25 protein-coding genes are annotated in these 23,716 nt (G+C 46.0%); 13 read left to right on the top strand and 12 right to left on the bottom strand.

Annotation, left to right across the window (positions count from 1 at the left end; translation table 11 throughout):
• Nucleotides 1-205 precede the first annotated feature (205 nt).
• A complete protein-coding gene (locus ABUL11_RS04180) occupies nt 206-415 on the bottom strand; it encodes a cation transporter (protein ID WP_350282606.1) in 210 nt (69 codons plus the stop codon).
• A gap of 71 nt (nt 416-486) precedes the next feature.
• Nucleotides 487-1,182 (bottom strand): Bax inhibitor-1/YccA family protein, encoded by a 696-nt coding sequence (locus tag ABUL11_RS04175; RefSeq protein ID WP_350282605.1) that lies wholly within the window; start codon nt 1,180-1,182, stop codon nt 487-489.
• A gap of 472 nt (nt 1,183-1,654) precedes the next feature.
• On the opposite strand from ABUL11_RS04175, the gene coxB reads away from it, so the two are divergent.
• The 8 genes from coxB to cyoE all read left to right on the top strand — a co-directional run bounded on the left by coxB (nt 1,655) and on the right by cyoE (nt 8,309).
• The gene (gene coxB, locus ABUL11_RS04170; protein ID WP_350282604.1) at nt 1,655-2,497 is read left to right on the top strand and encodes a cytochrome c oxidase subunit II; all 843 of its coding nucleotides are present in this window, start codon (nt 1,655-1,657) and stop codon (nt 2,495-2,497) included.
• Between the two features lie 55 nt (nt 2,498-2,552).
• Nucleotides 2,553-4,133: a cytochrome c oxidase subunit I gene (gene ctaD / locus ABUL11_RS04165; protein ID WP_350282603.1), complete on the top strand. Its 1,581-nt coding sequence runs from the start codon at nt 2,553-2,555 to the stop codon at nt 4,131-4,133.
• Nucleotides 4,134-4,258: 125 nt separating this feature from the next.
• Entirely contained in the window at nt 4,259-4,783 is a 525-nt protein-coding gene (locus ABUL11_RS04160) for a cytochrome c oxidase assembly protein (RefSeq protein ID WP_350282602.1), read from the top strand.
• A 13-nt stretch (nt 4,784-4,796) separates the two neighbouring features.
• The gene (locus ABUL11_RS04155) at nt 4,797-5,033 is read left to right on the top strand and encodes a DUF2970 domain-containing protein (protein ID WP_350282601.1); all 237 of its coding nucleotides are present in this window, start codon (nt 4,797-4,799) and stop codon (nt 5,031-5,033) included.
• Nucleotides 5,034-5,057: 24 nt separating this feature from the next.
• Nucleotides 5,058-5,906: a cytochrome c oxidase subunit 3 gene (locus tag ABUL11_RS04150; protein WP_350282600.1), complete on the top strand. Its 849-nt coding sequence runs from the start codon at nt 5,058-5,060 to the stop codon at nt 5,904-5,906.
• A gap of 105 nt (nt 5,907-6,011) precedes the next feature.
• Nucleotides 6,012-6,743 carry an SURF1 family protein gene (locus ABUL11_RS04145; RefSeq protein ID WP_350282599.1) on the top strand — a complete coding sequence of 244 codons (732 nt, stop codon included), beginning with the start codon at nt 6,012-6,014 and terminating at the stop codon, nt 6,741-6,743.
• Nucleotides 6,718-7,299 carry a redox-active disulfide-containing membrane protein gene (locus tag ABUL11_RS04140; RefSeq protein ID WP_350282598.1) on the top strand — a complete coding sequence of 194 codons (582 nt, stop codon included), beginning with the start codon at nt 6,718-6,720 and terminating at the stop codon, nt 7,297-7,299. The genes ABUL11_RS04145 and ABUL11_RS04140 overlap by 26 nt, the downstream gene beginning before the upstream one ends.
• Nucleotides 7,300-7,409: 110 nt before the next feature.
• Nucleotides 7,410-8,309: a heme o synthase gene (gene cyoE / locus ABUL11_RS04135; protein ID WP_350282597.1), complete on the top strand. Its 900-nt coding sequence runs from the start codon at nt 7,410-7,412 to the stop codon at nt 8,307-8,309.
• Between the two features lie 69 nt (nt 8,310-8,378).
• Here cyoE and ABUL11_RS04130 read toward each other — a convergent pair whose 3' ends face one another.
• On the bottom strand, nt 8,379-9,746 hold the full coding sequence (locus ABUL11_RS04130) for an FAD-binding oxidoreductase (protein WP_350282596.1): 1,368 nt from the start codon (nt 9,744-9,746) through the stop codon (nt 8,379-8,381).
• A gap of 42 nt (nt 9,747-9,788) precedes the next feature.
• Complete coding sequence (locus tag ABUL11_RS04125) at nt 9,789-10,373, bottom strand: BON domain-containing protein (protein WP_350282595.1); 585 nt, start codon at nt 10,371-10,373, stop codon at nt 9,789-9,791.
• Nucleotides 10,374-10,644: 271 nt separating this feature from the next.
• Here ABUL11_RS04125 and ABUL11_RS04120 point away from each other — a divergent pair, with 271 nt between their 5' ends.
• The 3 genes from ABUL11_RS04120 (at nt 10,645) to argB (ending at nt 12,507) form a co-directional block, all read left to right on the top strand.
• Complete coding sequence (locus tag ABUL11_RS04120; protein ID WP_350282594.1) at nt 10,645-11,010, top strand: response regulator; 366 nt, start codon at nt 10,645-10,647, stop codon at nt 11,008-11,010.
• Between the two features lie 26 nt (nt 11,011-11,036).
• Nucleotides 11,037-11,537: a chemotaxis protein CheW gene (locus ABUL11_RS04115; protein WP_350282593.1), complete on the top strand. Its 501-nt coding sequence runs from the start codon at nt 11,037-11,039 to the stop codon at nt 11,535-11,537.
• A gap of 82 nt (nt 11,538-11,619) precedes the next feature.
• The gene (gene argB / locus ABUL11_RS04110) at nt 11,620-12,507 is read left to right on the top strand and encodes an acetylglutamate kinase (protein ID WP_350282592.1); all 888 of its coding nucleotides are present in this window, start codon (nt 11,620-11,622) and stop codon (nt 12,505-12,507) included.
• Between the two features lie 100 nt (nt 12,508-12,607).
• Here the strand turns inward: argB and ABUL11_RS04105 are convergent, their stop codons facing one another.
• The 3 genes from ABUL11_RS04105 to ABUL11_RS04095 are packed head-to-tail and all read right to left on the bottom strand — an operon-like array spanning nt 12,608 to nt 14,747.
• A complete protein-coding gene (locus ABUL11_RS04105) occupies nt 12,608-13,216 on the bottom strand; it encodes an HD domain-containing protein (protein ID WP_350282591.1) in 609 nt (202 codons plus the stop codon).
• A 27-nt stretch (nt 13,217-13,243) separates the two neighbouring features.
• Nucleotides 13,244-13,801 (bottom strand): NADPH-dependent FMN reductase, encoded by a 558-nt coding sequence (locus ABUL11_RS04100; protein WP_350282590.1) that lies wholly within the window; start codon nt 13,799-13,801, stop codon nt 13,244-13,246.
• Nucleotides 13,802-13,841: 40 nt separating this feature from the next.
• Entirely contained in the window at nt 13,842-14,747 is a 906-nt protein-coding gene (locus ABUL11_RS04095) for a D-hexose-6-phosphate mutarotase (RefSeq protein ID WP_350282589.1), read from the bottom strand.
• Between the two features lie 143 nt (nt 14,748-14,890).
• On the opposite strand from ABUL11_RS04095, the gene ABUL11_RS04090 reads away from it, so the two are divergent.
• Nucleotides 14,891-17,737 (top strand): aconitate hydratase, encoded by a 2,847-nt coding sequence (locus tag ABUL11_RS04090; protein WP_350282588.1) that lies wholly within the window; start codon nt 14,891-14,893, stop codon nt 17,735-17,737.
• Nucleotides 17,738-17,947: 210 nt separating this feature from the next.
• Here ABUL11_RS04090 and pstB read toward each other — a convergent pair whose 3' ends face one another.
• Genes pstB through pstC form a run of 3 tightly spaced genes read right to left on the bottom strand, consistent with a single transcriptional unit; the run spans nt 17,948 to nt 20,628 of the window.
• Complete coding sequence (gene pstB / locus ABUL11_RS04085; RefSeq protein WP_350282587.1) at nt 17,948-18,748, bottom strand: phosphate ABC transporter ATP-binding protein PstB; 801 nt, start codon at nt 18,746-18,748, stop codon at nt 17,948-17,950.
• A gap of 9 nt (nt 18,749-18,757) precedes the next feature.
• Complete coding sequence (pstA, locus tag ABUL11_RS04080) at nt 18,758-19,684, bottom strand: phosphate ABC transporter permease PstA (protein ID WP_350282586.1); 927 nt, start codon at nt 19,682-19,684, stop codon at nt 18,758-18,760.
• A 14-nt stretch (nt 19,685-19,698) separates the two neighbouring features.
• Nucleotides 19,699-20,628, bottom strand: a complete 930-nt coding sequence (pstC, locus tag ABUL11_RS04075) for a phosphate ABC transporter permease subunit PstC (RefSeq protein ID WP_350282585.1) — start codon at nt 20,626-20,628, stop codon at nt 19,699-19,701.
• 206 nt (nt 20,629-20,834) lie between these two features.
• On the opposite strand from pstC, the gene ABUL11_RS04070 reads away from it, so the two are divergent.
• Complete coding sequence (locus tag ABUL11_RS04070) at nt 20,835-21,086, top strand: hypothetical protein (protein ID WP_350282584.1); 252 nt, start codon at nt 20,835-20,837, stop codon at nt 21,084-21,086.
• 164 nt (nt 21,087-21,250) lie between these two features.
• Here ABUL11_RS04070 and ftsZ read toward each other — a convergent pair whose 3' ends face one another.
• Nucleotides 21,251-22,399 carry a cell division protein FtsZ gene (gene ftsZ, locus ABUL11_RS04065; protein ID WP_350282583.1) on the bottom strand — a complete coding sequence of 383 codons (1,149 nt, stop codon included), beginning with the start codon at nt 22,397-22,399 and terminating at the stop codon, nt 21,251-21,253.
• Between the two features lie 69 nt (nt 22,400-22,468).
• On the bottom strand, nt 22,469-23,707 hold the full coding sequence (gene ftsA, locus ABUL11_RS04060) for a cell division protein FtsA (RefSeq protein WP_350282582.1): 1,239 nt from the start codon (nt 23,705-23,707) through the stop codon (nt 22,469-22,471).
• Between the last annotated feature and the right edge of the window lie 9 nt (nt 23,708-23,716).

Here is a 23,716-nt window from a genome sequence, read left to right as displayed (position 1 = left end):
AAAATGGTAATCATTGATACCGAACTCATGGCCATTGCAGCATCTGTAATTACAGGATTTAGTATACCTACTGCTGCCAGCGGAATGCCTAAAATATTATAAAACAAGAGGTTGAAGTAGCTAAAACCTGATGTCTAGTGTGTTTGTACCAATATATTTTAGCTGCTTGAGAAGTTATTGATGGTTGTCTCCATTAAAGCGCCATTCATATACTTTTAGAAATCAATGAAAATTTCCCAGTTTTATGCCATTGATATGATTTTTCTTGTCGGCAAACAGTTCTGAATGGTGGGTCGCATGTTGGATTGAATCGGATCCTGAGGGTTTTCTTATTGGCAAAATTGACGGCTGCATGCACACCAGGCAGTTTATTGAGATTTTTCCTGATCCGGGCAGCGCATGCAGCGCATATCATTTCCTTGATGGGTAATTCAATCGTTGTTGAAAGAGAGTGTATTCAATTTCCCATCCGGGCGGTCAACAACTTTAGTCTCTTTCACCCAAAAAGGCCAGCAGCAACTGTATCAGGCTGATGAACAGGTTATACAAGCTGAGATAAATACCCAATGTTGCCATGACGTAATTGGTTTCACCACCATTTTCGATACGGTTCACATCAAACAGGATGAATCCAGAGAAAACCAATACTGCTACGGCAGAAATTGCTAGGGAAATTGCCGGAATGGCCAGGAACAAATTGACCAGAGAAGCCAGAATTACCAGAATCATTCCAGCTAGCAAAAAATTGCCGAGAAAACTAAAATCTTTACGAGTGGTTGTGGCTATACCAGCAAGCGTGAAAAAAATGATACCTGTTCCTGCAGCAGCCAGACCAATCAGTTGTGAGCCATTTTTGAAATGAAGTGCGTACTGAAGCAAGGGGCCTAACCACCAGCCAGCAACGAAGGTAAACAGGAAAAGCAAGGCGATTCCCCAGATACTGTTGCGTGTAGCACTGACCGCGAACATTAAACCTATCATCACCGCCAGCATTACAAGTGAGCCTATAATCGGGGGCTGGGCCAGGAATGAGAAATTGGTATCGGTTCCAATGACCGCCCCGACCATAGTCGGAATCATGGTCAAACTAAGCATTAGATAAGTATTTCTCAATACTTTGTTGCGTACGTCCGAATTAACGGTATTTGATACAGGGGTTGCATATTTGGTAATAAATTGCATGTTTCTTATTTTCTTTTGAAATTTAACAATAAAGCAAACCTAGACTACCTTGAGAGCACTAGTTGCAATTAGGCTTCGAACCAAATTACACGAACCAGAATAATAACCATTATATTAAGATGGTTTTGCGAGTTCGTGTGTAATATTTCAAGGTGAGCTGAACCCGCCCCAAATGGATACGATATGCAGAAATTGCTGGCATAAAAAGTTTTTCATAATGTGAAAAAGCAATTAATTCCCATGGCGGCAGCGTGGTAATTTTTCTATAAGAATCATGATTTTCCTTCTTGTGCTGGTAACGTTCGAATGCTAAGATTCCCCCGAAAAATTGTCACCGGGTTTTTATGGCTACTTATGCTCGGGTAAAAGATAAAACAAAAGCCGGTAAGGGCGAGAGATAAGTGTAAAAACATTCCATGGTCACAGATGGAAGGTAAGTATTGATTTTAGTAATTAATGTGGGGGGTAAGATATGAGTGGTAGTAAGTTGGTAGCAGCACTATCAGGTTTTACGGTTCTTGGTTTTTATTCGAGCATGGTGATGTCAAGTAAGTATAACTTTCCTGAGCCGCAGACTCCTATTGCGCAACAAATCTATGATCAGCATATGATGGCGTTATGGATTTGTCTGGTAATTTTTATAGGTGTTTTTGGTGTAATGGGTTACTCCATTATCAAGCACCGTAAATCAGTGGGTTACAAAGCCGCCAATTTTCATCACAGTACAACTGTTGAGTTTATATGGACCATCATTCCAATATTGATTCTGGTAGGGATATCATGGCCTGCCACCAAAACAATCATTGAAATGAAAGACACGAGTGAGGCGGATCTCACTATCAAAGCTACGGGTTATCAATGGATGTGGGGCTATGATTATATCCAGGGTGAAGGTGAAGGAATCAGTTTCTACAGTCAATTAACCACACCTCAGGACCAGATTCATAATGAGGCGGCCAAGGGTGAGAATTATCTGCTGGAAGTAAACAATCGTGTGGTGGTTCCGACCGGGAAAAAGATTAGAATCCTTATGACAGCAAATGATGTACTCCATGCTTGGTGGGTACCTGCTCTCGGTGTTAAGCAGGATGCCATACCCGGATATATTCGTGACGCATGGTTTAAGGTTGAAAAACCAGGGGTATATCGTGGCCAGTGTGCTGAATTATGTGGTAAAGAGCACGGTTTCATGCCGATAGTTGTAGAAGTTATGGAACAGGAAAAATATACCCAATGGGTTGCAGAAAGGCAAAAGAGTGCATCAGCCGAGGTTGTTAATACAGTTCTCGTTGAGCAGGATGCGAGTAAAAACTAATTCATTCAGATTATAAATTTGAGATTTAGATTGCGTTAGATTAAAGGAGAAGGTAATGGCAGTAATACAAGACGTGCATGGTCATCATGGGCATGACCACCCGACCGGCATAATGCGCTGGTTGACTACAACCAATCATAAGGACATCGGGACGCTCTATTTATGTTTTAGTCTTGCTATGTTGTTTGTAGGTGGTTTTCTGGCGATGGGCATCAGGGCAGAACTTTTTATGCCTGGTATTCAGATACTAGAGCCGGAAGTGTTTAATTCATTTACTACGCTGCATGGATTAATTATGGTGTTTGGCGCTATTATGCCAGCATGGGTGGGATTTGCAAATTGGCAGGTACCATTGATGATCGGAGCCCCAGACATGGCTTTTGCCCGTTTAAACAACTGGAGTTTCTGGCTGTTACCCGTTGCAGCGTTATTGCTGATCACATCATTTTTTGTACCTGGCGGCGCAGCGGCGGGTGGCTGGACATTCTACCCCCCACTTTCGGCACAAGGTGGTATGGGTACGGACATGATGTTATTTGCAATCCATATTCTGGGAATGTCCTCAATCATGGGTTCAATAAATATTATTACGACCATATTGAATATGCGCGCCCCAGGTATGACATTAATGAAGATGCCGATGTTTGTATGGACATGGTTGATTACTGCATACCTTCTTGTTCTGGTGATGCCGGTACTTGCTGGTGCTGTGACGATGTTAATTACGGACCGCCATTTTGGGACAAGCTTTTTTAATGCTGCCGGTGGTGGGGATCCCGTGATGTTCCAGCATATTTTCTGGTTCTTCGGACACCCGGAAGTTTATATCATGATTCTCCCGGCATTTGGTGTGGTTTCAGAAATCATCCCAACCTTCTCGCGTAAACCATTGTTCGGTTATTCATCAATGGTGTATGCAACAGCTTCCATCGCCTTGTTATCATGTTTCGTATGGGCACATCACATGTTTACAGCTGGTATGCCTGTGGCAGGTCAATTGTTTTTCATGTATGCAACCATGTTGATCGCTGTCCCGACAGGAGTGAAAGTATTTAACTGGACTGCAACTATGTGGCGGGGTTCAATGACTTTTGAAGTCCCGATGCTGTTTTCAATTGGGTTCATCTTCCTGTTTGTCCTTGGTGGTTTCAGTGGCGTGGTGTGTGCAATTGTGCCAGTAGATATACAGGTACAAGATACATACTATGTTATCGCCCATTTCCACTATGTGTTGGTCTCGGGAGCATTGTTTGCATTGTTTGCGGGCGCCTACTACTGGTTACCAAAGTGGACTGGACATATGTATGACGAGACATTAGGTAAATGGCATTTCTGGTTGTCAATGATCTTCTTTAATGTGGCATTCTTTGTACAACATTTTCTCGGCTTGGCTGGTATGCCTCGCAGAATTCCAGATTACGCACTACAGTTCGCTGATTTCAACATGATTTCAAGTATTGGTGCGTTTGGGTTCGGGCTGACTCAGCTTCTGTTTGTATACATTATTATCAAGTGTGTACGGGGGGGAGAAAAGGCTGCAGATAAAACATGGGAAGGTGCAACTACTCTGGAATGGACACATCTGCCCTCGCCAGCTCCTTATCATAGCTTTGAAACACCACCTGTTGTTAAGTAAGCAGGACGGGATTCAATGTCTCAAGATAAGGATACGGAATTAAGATATAGGAAATTAAGAACTGCCTTGATTCTGGTTATCATGGTAGTAACCGTTTCTATCCTAACAGTTATATTTAGACAGCAATGAAACAAGGCGTGACTAAAACCAACGTAGATATACTAAAGAAATTACTTATTTTTAGCGTGGTTATGTTTGTTTTTGGTTACGCCCTTGTTCCGTTGTATAAAAAATTCTGTGAAGTAACTGGTATATACGAACTGGAGCGTCCGGATACACTGGCAAGACATATCGAAGTAGATAATACGAGATCAATCAGTCTGCTGTTAGATGCAAATATACGTGGGCTTCCTTGGGAGTTTAAGTCATTACAAACCAGTATTCATTTACATCCGGGTAAGCTTACGGAGGTTATGTATGAGATTAGTAATGAATCCGAAGAGGTGCAGGTTGGACAGGCAATCCCGAGTTATAGTCCTAAAAATCTGGAAAGATATCTGAAAAAAATTGAATGTTTTTGTTTTTCAAAACAGGAATTACAAGGCAAAGAGGTTAAGCAGTTGCCTGTCAGATTTTTAATAGACCCTGAGATACCTGATGATATTAACACTGCTACGATTTCGTATACTTTTTTCAACGTAAAAAATTGATCAGGTTGTCGAAATGAGAAAAGAAAATGAAAAGGTAACACTACCTTTGCAAAATTCTGATATAGAAAAAGCATCAATGTATCAGGTGGCAGAAGCAGTTTTATTTTCATTTATCGGTATTAGAAAAAAGAGCGATCTTGAACACGATGCGGCCAAGATTAAACCTGTTCAAATAATAATAGGTGGGCTGGTTGGTGGTGTCATTTTTATTTTAGTTATTTTGTCAGTGGTCAAGCTTGTAACAGGTTAAGTTAATAACGAGGAGGAAGATTAAATGAGTCAAGGAACAACGGGTTATTATGTGCCTTCCCCATCTAAATGGCCAATTATAGGCTCTACTGCCCTGTTTTTTATGGGATTTGGAGCGGCATTTACGATGAACAAAATGCCACTTGGCTATGGCATGCTGATCACTGGGCTGGTTATCCTGGCCTTTCTGATTTATGGCTGGTTTCGTGAAGTTGCACTTGAGAGTGAAGCAGGTAAGTATAAAACTCAAGAAGATAAATCTTTCAGATGGAGTATGGGTTGGTTTATTTTCTCCGAGGTTATGTTTTTTGCATCATTTTTTGGTGCTTTATTTTATATGCGTGTACTTTCAATACCGTGGTTAGCTGGAGCTGATCAGGAATTACTTTGGTCAGGTTTCTCTGCAGATTGGCCAACAGCAGGCCCCGGTTTTGATGAAAAATTTACTCCAATGGGAGCGTGGGGAATTCCAGCGATTAATACCATGTTGCTTTTGACCTCTGGGGTGACAATTACTTTGGCACACTGGGCATTGCAAAAGAATGATCGTGGTGCTTTAAAATTATGGTTATTTGCTACGATAGCACTTGGAATAACATTTCTTGGTTTTCAGATATATGAATATGCTCATGCTTATTCAGAGCTTAATTTGAAAATGACCAGCGGTGCATACGGATCGACTTTCTTCATGTTGACTGGTTTTCATGGATTTCATGTGACAGTTGGTACCATTATGCTGATTGCAATTTTCTTCAGATGCCTGTCGGGCCATTTTAAACCGGAACACCATTTTGGGTTTGAAGGAGTAGCGTGGTACTGGCACTTTGTGGATGTTGTTTGGCTGGGATTGTTCATTTTTGTCTATCTGTTGTAAGTGGGATAAAAATAAACCAGCTAAGCTATCAACTTAATCGTTGTTGGAGGCGGAGGCCCAGCGCTTTACAAAGAAATGGGCCTCTGAAAATGTATATAGTTATCAATGGTTTTAGTTGTGCTGATGTTTAAACAGCAATTTAAACCAGCATTATGGTCAACAGTAGTTACTATTTTAGCGATCGCACTTTTTTCAAAGTTAGGATTTTGGCAATTATCCAGAGCAGAAGAAAAAGAAGCTAATTTCGCCCTGCTGGAACGTTATGCTCAACAACCGCCAGTCACGATTTCAGAGTCGCTAATAAAGCTGGATGATTATTTATATCGCCGGGTAGAAGTTCATGGGTATTTCGAAGCTGAACATACCATATTTCTTGATAATAAAACATATCAGGGGGCTGTGGGCTATCATGTGCTTACACCACTGCGTCAGGTGAATAGTACAACCTATGTGTTGGTTAATAGAGGTTGGATTCCTGGGGGTAACGATCGATCACTTTTGCCAGATATCTATACTCCAGACGGATTGGTTCATCTGACAGGAGTTGTTGTATCACCGTCAATCAGAACATTGTCATTATCAGATAAGCAATTTACGGGTAAAGTCTGGCAAAGTTTTAGTTTGGATAGCTATCAGAATCTGACCGGATTTACTTTTCAGCCTTTCTTGCTATTACAGCAGAATGAGACGCAAGATGACGGTTTGATAAGGCAATGGGAAAAACCTGATTCCGGATCTTCAAAAAATATAGGTTATGCTTTTCAGTGGTTTTCACTGGCTGTCATGACTTTGATTATTTATATTGTGTTAAATGTCAAACGAAAAAGTATCGCGTAGCCGGCTGAAATTAATCCTGATGATGCTTGTGATATTGTCTCCGGTTGTAATTTCATCTTTCTTACATAGATCAAATTTCCGACCGGATCATACTGTCAATTATGGTGAATTGTTGGAAGTCAAGCCATTACAGGGGGAAGCAACGAACCTGATGGATAACACAATTTTTCGTATACGACAGTTGAGAGACACTTGGAATTTGTTAATCATTGACTCTGGAAAATGTGAAGAATATTGCCAGGAAAAGCTCTATACAATTAGACAGGTTCGTCTTGCCCAGCATGTCGACAAAGATAAGATTCAGCGAGTATGGCTAATTAATGATGATATTAAGCCTGACCAGGGGACAATTGATAAATACAAAGGAACCCGGCTGGTATTGGCGAATGGTAAGGATTTATTGAAAGAATTTCCAGCTGAAAACAAGCAGGAAGATCATATTTATGTTGTTGATCCTATGGGTAACTTAATGATGAGATATCCCAGGAACGCGGATCCGAAGAAAATAGTCGGTGATTTGAAAAGGTTACTGAAGCTTTCTCATCTGGAACATTAACTGGTAGATAAAAGTTACGAAATAAAGTTGGATCTGGTATTCATCTGAAACGTAATAGAAATGATGGGCAGTACATGCCTGTAATTAGAAGAGATTGTGAGGAATAAATAATGACTACAAGTTCATTGGCTTGGCAACAGGCAACGGCACGTGTTCAGCAGTTTTATCGGCTTACTAAGCCACGCGTTGTTTCACTCATCGTATTTACTGCCGTGATTGGTATGTTTTTATCAGTTCCTGGTGCAGTTCCTTTGGATAAACTGATCTTTGGAACGATTGGAATCTCACTTGTTGCTGGTGCAGCAGCTGCCCTTAACTGCTTGGTCGAATATAAGTTTGATGCGATTATGGCTCGCACGAAAGGAAGACCTTTGCCTCAGGGAAAAGTAAGTATCCCTGAAACACTTTTCTTTCTAGTGTTGATTGGTGGTTTTGGTCTGTTCATGCTTCACCAGTGGGTCAATCCGTTAACAATGTGGTTGACTCTAGGTACCTTTGTCGGTTACGCGATCATATACACAGTGATACTAAAACCTCTTACACCTCAAAATATTGTAATCGGAGGTGCGTCTGGTGCAATGCCGCCGGTACTGGGATGGGCAGCGGTTACAGGAGAAGTTTCTGCAGATGCTCTATTACTGTTTCTCATTATTTTTGCATGGACACCACCACATTTCTGGGCATTGGCCCTTTACCGCAAATCGGATTATGAAAAAATTGGTATGCCGATGCTTCCGGTGACTCATGGTGAAGAATTTACGCGCCTGCATGTGTTGCTCTATACAATTATCCTGTGTGTGGTAACGGTATTACCTTATCTCACCACTCAGATGAGCGGTCTGATCTACTTGGGGAGTGTGTTGATCCTTGACGCAATATTTCTTTATTACGCAATCAGAATCTATCTGCATTACACTGATCAGATTGCCAGAGAGGCTTTCCGTTACTCTATCGCTTACCTTGCGTTGCTGTTTACTGCCTTGCTGGTAGATCATTACTTTTATTTCTGATGCAAAAACCTGGATTGATATATAAGCGGCTCTGAAAAGAATGATATCGGAGCTGCTTTCGATAAAGAGTTAAGGAAATAGTTTTCCTGGATTCAAGATATTATTAGGATCAAAAGTCAATTTGATCTGCTTCATCAAAGCTAATGTGGCATTGTTGAGTTCTTTGTCAATATAGGGTCGCTTTTCTGAACCGATACCGTGTTCGCCTGAGAGTGTCCCATGGAGACTGATTACCAGATCAAATATCTGATCCAGACATTTATATGCACGTTCACTTTCCTTGGGATTATCCGGATCAATGAGCAGGTTGACGTGAATATTTCCATTTCCAGCATGTCCGAAATTCACGTTGGAAATTTTGTACTGCGTACATAGCGCAGACAATCCAGTTAATAATTGCGGGATTTTATCGACCGGAACTACGATATCCTCATTGATTTTTTTGGGCGCAATATCCCGTAGCAAGGGGGATAACGTTTTTCTCGCTCTCCACAAATCTGCTGTATTCTGAACAAGCACTGCTTTCAGTAATCCTGAGTTCTGGCAAGCAGCTAAAAGTTTTTCTGTTGTTTCTAAAATTTCATGTTTTGTACCATCGACCTCGATCATGAGCATTGCATGAGAGTCAGCTGGTAATAGCTCAGGATTTCTGGAACGAATGAGATTGAGTGAACCGGAATCTAGGAATTCGAGAGCACTTGGCCCTTGTGGTTCTTTCATGATAGATACGATTGCTGATGCGCAGCTGCTTGCATCTCGATAATGTGCAACAAGCCCACTTTTAGCAGCAGGTAGCGGAGTCAGCTTAAGTGTTATTTCCGTTATGACAGCAAGCGTACCTTCCGAACCAATCAGTAGGCGGGTCAGATCATAACCAACGACCCCTTTGGTGGTATAGCACCCGGTTTTAATAATATCGCCTTTCCCTGTTACCGCAGTTAATCCAAGGACGTGATCGCGGGTTGTTCCATATTTGACCGCATGTGGTCCTCCTGCGCTAGTAGCAAGATTCCCGCCAATAGTAGAAAACGCCGCGCTGGAAGGATCTGGCGGCCAAAAAAAACCATGAGGTCTGACAGCAGCTTGGATGGCTTCATTTAAAACACCGGGTTCTGTGACAAGCGCCCGGTTAGGTATATCAATCGATATGATCTGTAGCATTCTTTCCAACGAAAGTGTAACTCCGCCCTTCTCGGCCAGACTGCCACCAGCCGTACCGGTACCTCGTCCACGTGGTGTCAGAGGAATTTCAAACTGGTTACATAATTGGATCGTGTTTACGACTTCACGGGTTGTCAAAGGAAATATGACACTCTCGGGAGGGAAAAACTTCCTGCTGTTATCGTAGGCATACGCGTAACAATCTACCGGATCGAAATAGAGTCGATTCGAAGGAATTTGATTCTGTAGTGATTTGATAAACTCCGCAGGCAGCATTTACTGATGCCGAGGAAAACTCGGAAAGATCAAAAATATTGTTTAATCCAGATACTCAAATACTTTTACAACTTTTGTCACGCTTTCCGTGGTACTGGCAATGCGTGTAGCTGTTTCGCCCTCGTTACGTTTTACCAATCCCAGCAAGTACACCACGCCATTCTCAGTAATGACTTTGATGTGATTGACCTGGAATACCCGGTTATTGATAAAGCGAGCCTTAACCTTGGAAGTAATCAACGTATCATTACTGCGTGAAGCCAATGAACTCTTCGGCGCAACGATGATTTCGTTAGAAACATTCAGTACGTTTTCCACACTCATCGTCAGCTTTTCCACCTCTTTTCTGGTAGATTCATCGGGTGCTTCACCTGTCAGTAGAACGTTACGGTTAAAACTGGTGATATTCACGTGCACCTTGTCACCGAGACGCTCACCGATTCTGCGGCTGGTTTTGAGCTCGATTCTTTCATCTTCAATATACATTCCGCTGCTGCGGCGATCTTCAACCATTAATGCTCCGGTGCCTGCACCGACTCCTACACCTGTCAACACCATCGGCACACAGCCCGTTAGAAGGAATAAAGTTTGTACTCCCAATACCAGTTTGATGAAAGTATTTTGCATAATGATTAAACGTACAATAAGCTTATATTTATTTGTTTGAAATGAAGGGGCACTGAAAACAACGAGGTTTCCTGTGATGTTAGAGCTCGTAACAGAGTAATCCTAAAAGCTGAAGTATATAGTCTAACACCGGAGCAATCTGTACTGATTATTAACCATCACCCTTTATTGTCTAAAGACAAAACTTTAGAATACGAACCGGTTGTTTCCACCGAATTTGAGTTTTTTCAGGTTTATAGATAAGAATGAAGCTTTTTATAGAGAATCGAGCATGACAGTCAGGACGATATTGGTGGTCGATGATTCGCCGACAGATCGTCATATTATTTCCAGTATCCTGACTAGGAGTGGCTATCAGGTAGGGGTGGCCGAAAATGGTGAGGAAGGCGTCATTAAAGCCAGGGAAATTTGGCCGGATCTGGTGCTGATGGATGTGGTCATGCCGGGAATCAATGGTTATCAAGCAACACGTATACTTGCCAGGGATGATGCAACTCGTCATATCCCTGTCATCCTCTGTACGACCAAAGATCAGCAAACCGATAAAATCTGGGGGTTGCGGCAGGGTGCACGAGACTATATTACCAAGCCGGTTGTGGCCGCCGAGTTGTTGCAAAAAATTACCGGACTGGACTGATATTAAATAATGATTACATCGATACCATGTCGGAATATCAATTGCCACTGACTAAACAAATTAGTAAAAAGATCCAGGAAACTTCATTAGCTACTGTCCCAGTCTTGGGAATCACCATGAGTGAAGATCGGTGGCTGATACCAATGAGTAATATCAGTGAAATACTGCCGGTACCTAAAATAACCCCGGTTTTTCTGACACAGCCATGGTTCCTCGGTGTCATCAATGTGCGTGGCAATATTTATGGTTTATGTGATCTGAGCCATTATCTTGACAATAAATCTACCCATATCGGCGCAAAAAACCGGGTATTTCTGACTATTCCTTCCCGGGGGGCAAGTTATGCCATGCTGGCCGGCAACGTTCTCGGTATCCGGAATCTAATGGAATTTGTTCCCCAATCAGGTCACGAAGATAAGCGTCCTGTTGTGGCCGGCATATATAAAGATCGTCAGGATAGACTTTGGCGCTTGTTGAATTTGCCAGCGCTGGTACAACTCGAATCCTTCCTGCAGGCAAGCAGCTAATTATCTACAATACCGGTCGTCCTGCCTTATCCCATGGATATAGCTTGACGGGATTTTATTCAATCCCCTTAACTTTCCAGACATGCCATCTTCTCCTGCCATAAACGAAAAAGTAAATATCCTGGCTGAAGCATTACCCTATATCCGGCGTTTTCACGATAAAACCATCGTGATCAAATATGGTGGCAATGCCATGATTGAGGAAGTACTCAAACAAGGGTTTGCCAGAGACGTGGTATTGCTGAAACTGGTCGGAATGAATCCGGTCATTATTCACGGCGGTGGCCCGCAAATCGACCACATGCTGAAACGGGTCGGCAAGGAAGGTATATTCATCCAGGGTATGCGGGTTACAGATGCTGAAACCATGGATATCGTCGAGATGGTACTTGGGGGTCTCATCAATAAGGAGATCGTCAACCTTATCAACCGCCACGGCGGACAGGCGGTAGGTTTGACCGGGAAAGACGGCATGTTCATTCGCGCCAAAAGAATGCTGATTCAAGATAAGGAAAAATCCGGGGAATGGATCAATATTGGTCAGGTTGGTGAAATCGAGTATATCGATCCTTCACTGATTACGCTGCTCGATACCCGCGATTTTATTCCCGTGATCGCACCCATTGGTGTGGGTGAAGATGGTGAATCCTACAATATCAATGCTGATCTGGTAGCAGGCCATCTGGCAGAAACGCTTAAAGCCGAAAAATTGATCCTGATGACCAACACGCCAGGTGTGTTGGATAAAAATGGCAATCTGCTCACCGGCTTGACTGCCGCTCGGGTAGATGAATTATTTGCAGACGGTACGATTTCCGGTGGAATGCTACCCAAAATCAAATCTGCGCTGGATGCGGTCAAGAATGGCGTCAAATCCTGCCATATTATCGATGGGCGAGTACAACACGCCCTCTTGCTCGAAATATTAACTGACGAGGGAGTGGGAACCCTGATCAAGGGTGATGGTTGATAAACCAAGCTGGAGCAGGAGTTTCTCATACATGGAACGGTGTAATGGCTCTTTGTTCCCTAATGTCGCCAGATCTTACTGACAAAGTGAAGGGCAGTGATCAGCTGCTTGCTGCCCGCAAATTGGCTTGCGCTTGTTGCTCGTAGTGTTCTCTGAAGTAGTTTGTGTTGTAGATGTACTTCCGTGCGAGAAAGCTTCTGAGGATATCCTTGCGCTTCATCCTGTACAGAAAACTTGGCATCCAGCTGTATTCGGATTTTATTTGTTGATCGTACTTTTCAAAGCGCGCCGGAGGGGAACCGAGGATGGCCAGATCGATATCTGTCAACAGTTGTTGATCCGGTTCGGAAGGTACAGTCTGGTGGCATGTAGCGATGATGAGGTCATGTACTCTCTGCTGGGTTTCACTGGTTGCACCGGCTTGATTGAGCGCCTGACCGGCCCATTCAGCGCTGCGATGTTCGTTGTCCTTATTACGCGAATCGTAGATGGCATCATGAAACCAAAGTGCGATTTCAACCTCACCCGGGTGAAACGCTACATCGAGTACATCAGAGAAATGAGCGATGCACTCTTTGAGATGCTGCAGGGAATGATAGCTGCGATATGGCTCGTTGTATGGGGTGATCAGTTGATTAAACAATCCGTCCGGAGCTTGCAGGTCAAGATTGGTCCATGCGCGATTCCAGGAAAGTTCAAGAGAGCCCATTTGTGGGATCTAAACTTGACGTGATCGCTATCGCAGCGTTTTGAGTGCCTGTGCCCATTTATACAATTCATTCAACATCGTTACTGCAGAGCTGGTGTGATGTTCACTGGGCATAAACCGTTTATTTTCATCAATGAGTGTGGAGACATTCTGAATAGCTACGGCTTCCACTATAGGCATGATCTTCAGGGTGGTCAGGGTTTGCTTCAGAACTTGTGCCGAGCGTAACCCACCTGATATTCCACCATAACTTACTATCCCGGCAGGTTTGTAATTCCACTCTTTGTAGACATAATCGAGTGCGTTGAGCAGCGAGGGCGGCGGGCCAAAATTATATTCTGGCGTAACGAATACGTAGGCATCTGCTGCGCTGACGCTGGCTGCCCAGTTTTTTGTATACGTATGCTGATATTGCTGGCGCACGGGATGTTCCGGCTCGTTGTATACCGGCAGATTAAATTGGGCTAGATCGACCGGCACGACTTCAAATTTTCCGTGTTGTGCGGCAACTTCACTAAACCATTTTGCGATATAGGGACCAACACGCCCGGGGCGGGTACTGCAGGTAATGATATGAAGTTTCATGGCCATCATTTTCCTTTCCGAGAAATTTAGAAATATCCTGTCAATCCTGCTCGATCCGGTAATTGGCAATCAGCCGGAATTCGCTGCCAGGTTGAATATGTACCCGGTCTGTCGCGGCATTGGTGGTTTCCACACAGATGAAACGCAGGTAATCATCGTCTTCCAGATCTGTCATTTCAGCCGAAATTTTTGCCCAGGGATTCCATACCACTGCTGTTCGATTACCTTTGGAAGTAATGTGAATACGGCGTTTGCGGGCAGTATCGTGAATGACGAGATTGCTGCCAACCGACTGATAGATCCGATCCACTTCCGCATCGACGGTTACTGGGCCAGTCTGGTTTTTTTCCAGGTTATCGTCCACTTTATCGATATAGCGGGTATTTTCCAGACCGGATACATGGGTCTGGCGAATATCTCCCACGCTGAAATAGGTATGAAAAGCCTGGGTGACTGTGCACGCCTGTGAACCGGAATTGCGGGTTACCAGTTCCAGATTGAGCGTATCACCGATAGTGATTTCCAGCCGCAGTATGAATGACCGGGACCAGATGGATTGTGTTTCTTCGGTATCTGTTGATCCCAGTACGATGCGAGTATTGCCTTCCGGTGTTGCGGATACTTCGACGATATCCCACATACGATTACGCATGAAGCCATGTGCGGGCCGTCCTCTGCCTTCCGGGTCCGGGCCGAACCACGGCCAGCAGATTGGCACACCTCCCTTGATCGCTTTGCCTGCCTGATAATAAGCGCGCTCGCTCAGAAACAGAAGATCATCCTGAATACCTTGGGGCTGGTATGCAAGTACTTGCCCGGCATAAATCGAGATCAGTGCACTGGCTTTGTCATTTCTGACATGAATAAAGGGAAAACCTCCTTCGCCTTCCGCAAAAACTACCTGCTCCCCGATTTTGTAATTTTTGTTTAATTGTTCAATATTCATCATTTTCCCGTTTAGAAATGCAAAAAACCCTGTTGCCGCTGGCATCAGGTCAAGTATCTGGCCGCACTCTGTGCTGAATGATAAACTCAATCGGCTACTGCATAAACATAAAATGCTCTAAGTCTTTTATTCGAGGAATCCATATGGCTCATAATTTATTCAACAGTTTAAGCACGCTGTCACTTGCCAGCGGTAAAGCCGTTCAATTTTATTCATTGCCTGCGCTTGGTGCAGCTGGTTTGGGGGCAATTTCGCGCCTGCCGGTTTCAATCCGTATTGTGCTGGAATCGATATTGCGCAATTATGATGAAAAAAAGATCACCGAAACCCATGTCAGGCAGCTTGCCGGTTGGCAGCCAAGAGCAGAACGCACCCAGGAAATTCCGTTTGTGGTGGCGCGCATCGTACTGCAGGATTTTACCGGAGTGCCGCTACTGGTTGATCTGGCCGCAATGCGCAGTGCAGCCAGGAGATTGGGTAAAAATCCTGAATTGATCGAACCGCTGGTGCCGGTCGATCTGGTAGTCGATCATTCAATTCAGGTGGATTACTACGGGGATAGCCAAGCACTGGCACGTAATATGGAAGTGGAATTCCAGCGCAATCAGGAACGTTACCAGTTCATCAAATGGGGCATGCAGGCTTTCGATACATTTGGCGTGGTGCCACCGGGAATTGGTATTGTGCACCAGGTTAACCTAGAGTATCTCGCGCGTGGTGTGCATCTGAAGGATGGGCTGATTTACCCGGATACACTGGTTGGAACCGATTCGCATACTACGATGATAAACAGTATCGGTGTGGTGGGCTGGGGAGTGGGAGGAATTGAGGCTGAAGCCGGCATGCTGGGACAGCCGGTCTATTTTCTGACACCGGACGTGGTGGGGGTCAATTTGACCGGGCGGCTGCGGGAAGGAGTCACTGCAACCGATCTGGTGTTGACGGTAACGGAAATGCTGCGTCGAGCCAATGTCGTGGGCAAATTTGTCGAGTTTTTTGGCGAGGGCGCTGCTTCGCTCAGTTTGCCGGATCGTGCCACGATTGCTAACATGGCTCCTGAGTACGGTGCCACTATGGGCTTTTTCCCGGTGGATGATGTAACACTGACCTACTTCCGTCATACCGGTCGTACCGATGATGAAATCGACGCGTTTGAGCGCTATTTCAAGGTACAGGAATTATTCGGCATGCCGCATCCGGGCGAGATCGACTACAGCCAGGAGTTGACGCTCGATCTGAATACGATCGTACCTTCTCTGGCCGGGCCGAAACGCCCGCAAGATCGGATAGCGCTCAAAGATCTGAAATCCAGCTTTACTGAACTTTTCAGCAAATCTGTCAAAGAGAATGGTTATGGCAAATCAGCAGAAGTGCTGAATAACACTTATCCCACCCGCGACAGCCGCCACGTGGAATCCGATCTTTGCATCGCCCCCGACAGTAATCAGAGCGAGTTGACGTTACCACCGGGCAGTGCGCGTAATGCGGTTGAAATGGTCAATAATCATCCTACGCAGCAGCCCGCTGTCCCTGCATCGCCAGCACGACCGATCGAGTTGCATCATGGCGATATATTGATTGCCGCAATTACTTCGTGTACCAACACGTCCAATCCGAGTGTACTGATTGCGGCAGGTTTACTGGCTAAAAAGGCGGTAGAGAAAGGTCTGTCAGTCAAGAAACATATCAAGACTTCGCTTGCTCCCGGCTCTCGTGTCGTTACGGAATATCTTGGTGCTGCCGGTTTGCTGCCCTATCTGGAGCAGCTCGGTTTCAGTCTGGCTGGTTATGGCTGCACCACCTGTATCGGAAACTCCGGGCCTCTGCTGGAAATCATTGAAGAAACCATCGTAAAGGATGATCTGGTATGTGCAGCGGTGCTGTCAGGAAACCGTAATTTCGAGGCACGCGTTCATCCCAACATTCGTGCCAATTTTCTGGCTTCTCCGCCGCTTGTGGTGGCTTATGCAATTGCCGGAACGGTGCTGAAAAACCTGACGCATCAGCCGTTGGGAGAGGGTAAGGACGGCAAGCCCGTATGGTTGCAGGATATCTGGCCGGACAGTACTGAAATCGAATCGATGATGAAATTTGCGACCCAGGCGGAAGTTTTCCGCCGGCTGTACAGTGATTTCACCCGGAATCACCCACTCTGGAATGGTATTGCTGCGGTTACAGGCAGACTGTACGACTGGCCGGATTCCACCTATATCGCCGAGCCACCATTTTTCGAGGATTTTTCTCTGGAAATCAATCGGGCCAGAATACCAGATGCCATTCATGGTGCACGTGCGCTGGCGATTTTTGGTGACTCGGTGACTACTGATCATATCAGCCCGGCGGGAGCCATCAAGGAATCTTCACCTGCAGGACAATATCTGCTGGCACATGGTGTTACCCGGGAGGATTTCAACAGTTACGGTTCGCGCCGGGGTAATCACCACATCATGATGCGTGGTACTTTTGCCAATGTGCGTATCAGAAATCTGATGATACCCGGTAGTGAAGGAGGCGTTACGCTGTATCGCAGCAAGGATGATCCCTATGGCAGGCAAATGAGTATCTTTGATGCAGCCATGCGATATATCGAAGATGGAACACCTGTGATCGTATTTGCCGGCAAGGAATACGGTACCGGATCGAGCCGTGACTGGGCTGCCAAAGGCACGCAACTGCTGGGTGTCAAGGCTGTGATCGCGGAGAGTTACGAACGTATTCACCGTAGTAATCTGGTTGGTATGGGTGTGCTGCCTCTGCAGTTCAAGGAAGGCGATAGTGTCAGTTCGCTTGGTATTCAGGGCAATGAGAAATTCGAGCTTCCTGATCTGGGCAATATTCAGCCACAGCAGGAAGTGACACTGGTCATTCACGGGCAAGATGGCTCCCGGCGGGAAATCAGACTACGTTGCCGTATCGATACTGCTATCGAGGTCGACTATTATTACCATGGCGGTATTCTGCCTTATGTACTGAGAAAGGCGTGCGCGTAAACTACTCTGGTTTCATTCAGCGGGTTGTGTACCCCTGCTTCATCACCGCGAATCGACATTAGAATTATCGTGAAGAATCACAGGCTCTGCATGATCCATGAAAGAGGTCATTCAGAGCCGATGACATGTAATAGTGACGCGTATCGCACCGTATAACCGACCAGGATAAATATATGAATAATAGGGTAGTGCCGCGAAAGACAGGCTACTCTAGCCGAACCGGCCAGTGATGTAATCTTCAGTCTGTTTGTTTTTTGGTTTGATGAAGATGGTGTCGGTAGCGCCAAATTCGATCAGTTCACCCATATACATATAGGCGGTGTAGTCCGATACTCTGGCAGCCTGTTGCATATTGTGGGTCACGATCAGAATCGTGACCTTGTTTCTGAGATCCGAGATCAGTTCCTCGATACTTGCAGTTGCGATCGGATCCAGCGCAGAGGTGGGTTCATCAAACAAGAGGATTTCGGGATCCGTTGCCAGAGCGCGGGCGATACATAGCCGTTGCTGCTGACCACCTGAGAGATTAAAGGCAAGATCTCCAAGCCGATCTTTGACTTCTTCCCATAATGCAGCATTACGCAGTGCATTTTCCACTCGCTCCTCGAGAATGGAACGACGTTTGACACCCCGTATCCGGAGGCCATAGGCCACATTCTCAAAAATTGACTTGGGAAAAGGATTGGGTTTCTGAAATACCATGCTGATCCGCATCCTGACTTCGATCGGATCCACTTCAGGCGAGAGAATGTTTGCATTATCCGGGTGGAGGATGATCTCCCCTTCGTAATGGTTACGTGGGTACAGATCATGCATGCGGTTGAAACATCGGAGGAAAGTCGATTTTCCGCAGCCTGACGGTCCAATCAGGGCAGTCACCTGTTTTTCATAGACCATCATATCGATATTTTTAAGTGCCTGATAACTCCCGTAATAGAAGTTCAGTTTATTGACCACTGATTTCTGGACAGTAGAGTGAGTGTGGCCGCCGGCAGGTTTGAATATTTGCATGATTTTGATTTACCACTTGATATTTTTACGCAGACGATAGCGCAGATAAATAGCGAGTCCGTTCATCAGTAATGTCATGACGACCAGTACCAGCCCGGCAGCAGCAGCATTATGCTGAAAGGCTTCTTGCGGCCTCGATATCCAGTTGAACATCTGAATCGGCATGACTGTAAACGGTTCCATCAGCCATTGGAACGATACGAACGGGAATTGATCCTGAATGGGAGAGGGAGGGAGAAAAGCAATGAATGTCAATGCACCGATAGTGATGATCGGCGCTGTTTCTCCGATCGCACGCGCCAGTCCGATAATGACGCCTGTCAGAATACCTGCTGCGGAATAAGGCAGCACGTGATCCGCCACCGTTTGCCATTTGGTTGCCCCCAGGGCATAAGCCCCTTCACGGATGGAAACGGGAATGGACCTGATCGCCTCACGGGTGGCAACGATGACGATCGGCAGAATCAGCAGCGCCAGTGTCAACCCCGCCGAGAGGATACTCTGGCCCAGTCCGAGCTGATAGACGAACAGCCCCAGTGCCAGAAGGCCGTAAATAATAGAGGGGACACCTGCCAGATTGGTGACGTTGATTTCAATGATTTCGGTGATGAGGTTTTTCGGTGCATATTCTTCAAGATAAACCCCGGCCGCCACGCCGAGAGGAACAGCAGCAGCTGCTGTCACCAGCATGATCAGTGTCGTGCCGACCCATGCGGAAAGAATCCCCGCTGCTTCCGGTTTGCGAGAGGGAAAGGAAGTGAAAAACTCCCAGGTCAGGCGCGGCATTCCGTCGATAACCATACTTCCGAACAGCGCGATGAACGTCAGAATCGCGATCATCAGCGCGGTGACACCTGCTGTCAATGCCAGCAAATCCCAGCGTTTGTGATAAGCAATGATGGTACGTATTTCATTCAGGTTGTCAGGGTGATTCATGGGTAGCATGGGTATCAGTAAACCTCACGGTATCGTTTGCGCAGTAAATGCCCCAGGATATTGAAAACCAGGGTCAACAGGAGGAGTGTCAGTCCTGCAGCAAAAATCGTCTGATATCCGACGCTGCCATGCGGCAAATCTCCCAGGCTGACCTGGACGATATAGGTAGTAATGGTCGCTGCCGGTTCCATCGGGTTCCATACCAGATTGGGCTGCATGCCTGCTGCAATCGCAACCACCATGGTTTCTCCGACAGCACGGGAAATTCCGAGAATATAGGCGGCTGCAATACCGGACAAAGAGGCGGGCATTACTACCTTGATTGCCGTCTGAAATCGTGTGGCCCCGATGGCGTACGACCCTTCCCGCAAGTGCATGGGCACAGAACGCATGGCATCTTCTGTCATCGAGCTGACGTAGGGAATGATCATGATTCCCATCACCAGTCCTGCAGACAGCAGACTGAAACCAGGCAGATCCCGAAGAATGGTCTGCAGCAGGGGGGTGACGAACAGTAACGCAAAATATCCATAGACGACTGTCGGAATGCCTCCAAGCAATTCAAGGAATGGTTTGGCTATCTCTCTCACCGTGAAAGGTGCGAATTCTGAAAGATAAATGGCAATGATCGTTCCAAAGGGAAGTGCTATGACAAGCGCAACCAGCGAGCTGATGGCTGTTCCTGAAACAAGTGGAAGTATTCCGTAATGGGCGTCGTCAAACAAAGGTGTCCATTGTGTGTCTGTCAGAAATTCCCATACGGAAACATGCTCAAAAAATACCAGTGATTCCGAAATTAGCAGGTAAATGATCGCAAAGGTGATGAAAACGGAAAGAAAAGCGGCCAAAAACAACAACAATTCTATTATTCGTTCTTTGAGGTATCGTTTATAGCTGCGACGTAGACTTCCGGGTGAATGATCGGTGTTGTTCGGGATGGGCATTCTTATCGTCTGGTAACAATCCGGCTATGTGGGGACGAATCATTCTAGAAACCAATTGTTACAGTTTGATGAAAATGAAAAAAGGTTGAGAAACAAAGTAAGCTGGAATAAGGGAACATTCAACTGGAAACAATTAAACCCGTCATAAATTCGGGTCGATATTGCAGAATGATTATTTTGTTGATAGTCAGGCTGGAGTAAATTTCATGACGCTGAAACATACTATAAAAGAATTCGCCACTTATCTGGATAACCGGGAGTCGATTCTTGACAGAGATTATCCGAGAGTTGCCGGTCAGATAGAGTTATTGTGGGGGTATGTAGAATTTTATCGCTATCTGGAAAAACTGCTGATTACAGAAAAAGGGCGGGATCGTTCCGGCTTTCCGTTTGAAGCAGTGCTGGAGCTCGATAAACTGAAAGAAATTCACGAACGGTTGTATCCCAGAGCGAATTGAGCCGGTGTACAAATAGAGCGATAAACTTGACCTATCCGGTTGATATCACTCGCATTCTTTGGAGGAGGTTGCAAGAACCGCCCTTGAAAGGGCGGTTTTTTGTATGACGTTAAAATGCAGGGATGCAGATCATCTGCAGCTGAATGATTTTCAGCAGAAGGATCTTAGTCAGCCTGCCTTCTGAGGAAAGCGGGAATATCCATCGGATCCATGCCAGCCTGCTGCATGGCTGTGACCGCAGCATTGCTCCTTCTTCCCGTTCTCATGACTGCAGGTTCATCCACCTGATGAGAGGAAATTCTGTCATCGGTACCTGTTCGGGTATGGATAACAGTCATGGGTCTCTGAGATTGCTGGGTGATATTGCCAAGTCCCGTTGCGACCAGTGTTACACGCAGATTGTCACCCATATTTTCATCAATGACCGTACCAACGATGACGGTCGCGTCTTCAGCCGTCATTTTTTTCACGATATCCATGACTTCCTGTACTTCGCGCATTTTCATGGCTGAGCTGGCGGTTATGTTTACCAGTACACCGCGCGCGCCTGTCAGTGTGATTTCTTCGAGCAGCGGGCTGGCAACGGCTTCTTCGGCAGCCATACGTGAACGATCGACACCACTGGCAACTGCAGACCCCATCATGGCCATGCCCATTTCAGACATGACAGTTTTGACGTCGGCAAAATCCACGTTTACGAGCCCCGGACAATTGATGACTTCTGCGATCCCGGCTACGGCCCCATACAGTACGTCGTTTGCGGCCTTGAAGGCATCCAGCATGCTGATATCATTGCCCAGCACTTTCATCAATTTGTCATTCGGAATGACGATCAGTGAATCGACATGTTCTGCCAGTGCTTCCATTCCAGCCTGTGCTGCTCTCAGCCGTTTACCCTCGAAAGAGAACGGTTTGCTGACAACTGCAACAGTCAGGATACCCATTTCCTTGGCAATCTGAGCTACGACTGGAGCAGCACCCGTACCTGTACCGCCTCCCATCCCGGCGGTAATGAACAGCATATCGGCACCTTGGACGACTTCGGCGATACGGTCCCGATCTTCCAAAGCCGCTTCTTTGCCAATATCCGGATTGGCGCCTGCCCCCAGTCCACGAGTAACATGGGTGCCAAGCTGCAATACGGTCTGTGCACGATTTCCCTGGAGTGCCTGCGCGTCGGTATTCATGCAAATGAATTCAACACCTTTTACTTCATTGTGAATCATGTGATCCACGGCGTTCCCGCCACATCCGCCAATACCTATGACCTTAATGACAGCTTCCAATGGTTCGGTATTCGTGATCTCAAACATTATGTTTCTCCTATTGCATGGTGAATTTTCAAACAATATTCCGCAGACAGAACTTTATTTAAATCCGATTTAAAAATTTTCCTGAAACCATCCTTTCATTTTTGCCAGAATCTGCCTGGTAGAGCCGCTCTTCAGTTTTGCCTGATGATGGTGAAGACGATCTTCCATGCCCACCATTACCAGACCGATGGCGGTCGAGTATCTCGGTGTCTGTACGACTTCTTCCAGACTGCCGTTATAGACAGGCAATCCCAAGCGTACAGGCATGTGAAAAATCTCTTCCCCCAGCTCGACCATTCCCAGCATGGAACTGCTGCCGCCGGTGATGACAATCCCTGACGAGAGCAGCTGTTCAAAACCACTACGTCTCAGTTCTGCTTGAATCAGCAGGTAGAGTTCTTCTACACGAGGTTCAATGACTTCAGCCAGGGTTTGCCGCGATAACGGACGGGCTCCACGATTTCCCACATCCGGGACCTCGACCATTTCGCGGATGTCAGCCAGTGTGCGTAAGGCAATGCCATACCGGCACTTGATATCCTCCGCATCTTTCGTGGGAGTACGCAATGCCATGGCAATGTCATTGGTGATCTGGTCACCCGCCACCGGAATTACCGCAGTATGTCTGATTGCGCCATCAGTAAAAACGGCGATATCGGTTGTTCCGCCGCCGATATCGACCAGACATACACCCAGATCTTTTTCATCATCGGAGAGTACTGCTTTGGCTGAGGCCAGTGGCTGGAGTACCAGATCCCGTACATCCAGTCCACAACGATGGATGCATTTGGCGATATTCTGGGCAGCAGATACTGCTCCGGTTACGATATGTACCTTGACCTCCAGCCGGATACCGCTCATTCCGACAGGTTCGCGCACATCCTCCTGGCCATCGATGATAAATTCCTGATTCAAGATATGCAGTATCTGCTGGTCAGCCGGAATATTCACCGCTTTGGCAGTTTCCATTACTTTCTCGACATCTGCCTGAGTGACTTCCTTGTCCTTGACCGCTACCATGCCATGTGAATTGAAACCGCGGATATGATTACCGGCGATTCCGGCATACACTTCGCTGATCCGGCAACCCGCCATGAGTTCGACTTCCTCAAGGGCGCGCTGAATGGCATTGACGGTCGCTTCAATATTGACGACCACTCCCTTTTTCAGGCCGCGTGAGGGATGGCTGCCCAGGCCGATAATCTCGAATCCACCCTCGGGCTTCATTTCAGCGACGATGGCTACGATTTTCGATGTGCCGATATCAAGCCCGACAATCAGATCTTTGCCTTCCTTGATTTTACTCATTTGAAAATC

Origin of the sequence: Nitrosomonas sp. (genome assembly GCF_040256045.1) — a bacterium.
GTDB lineage: Bacteria > Pseudomonadota > Gammaproteobacteria > Burkholderiales > Nitrosomonadaceae > Nitrosomonas.
This window is presented reverse-complemented; position numbering and strand designations above follow the sequence as displayed.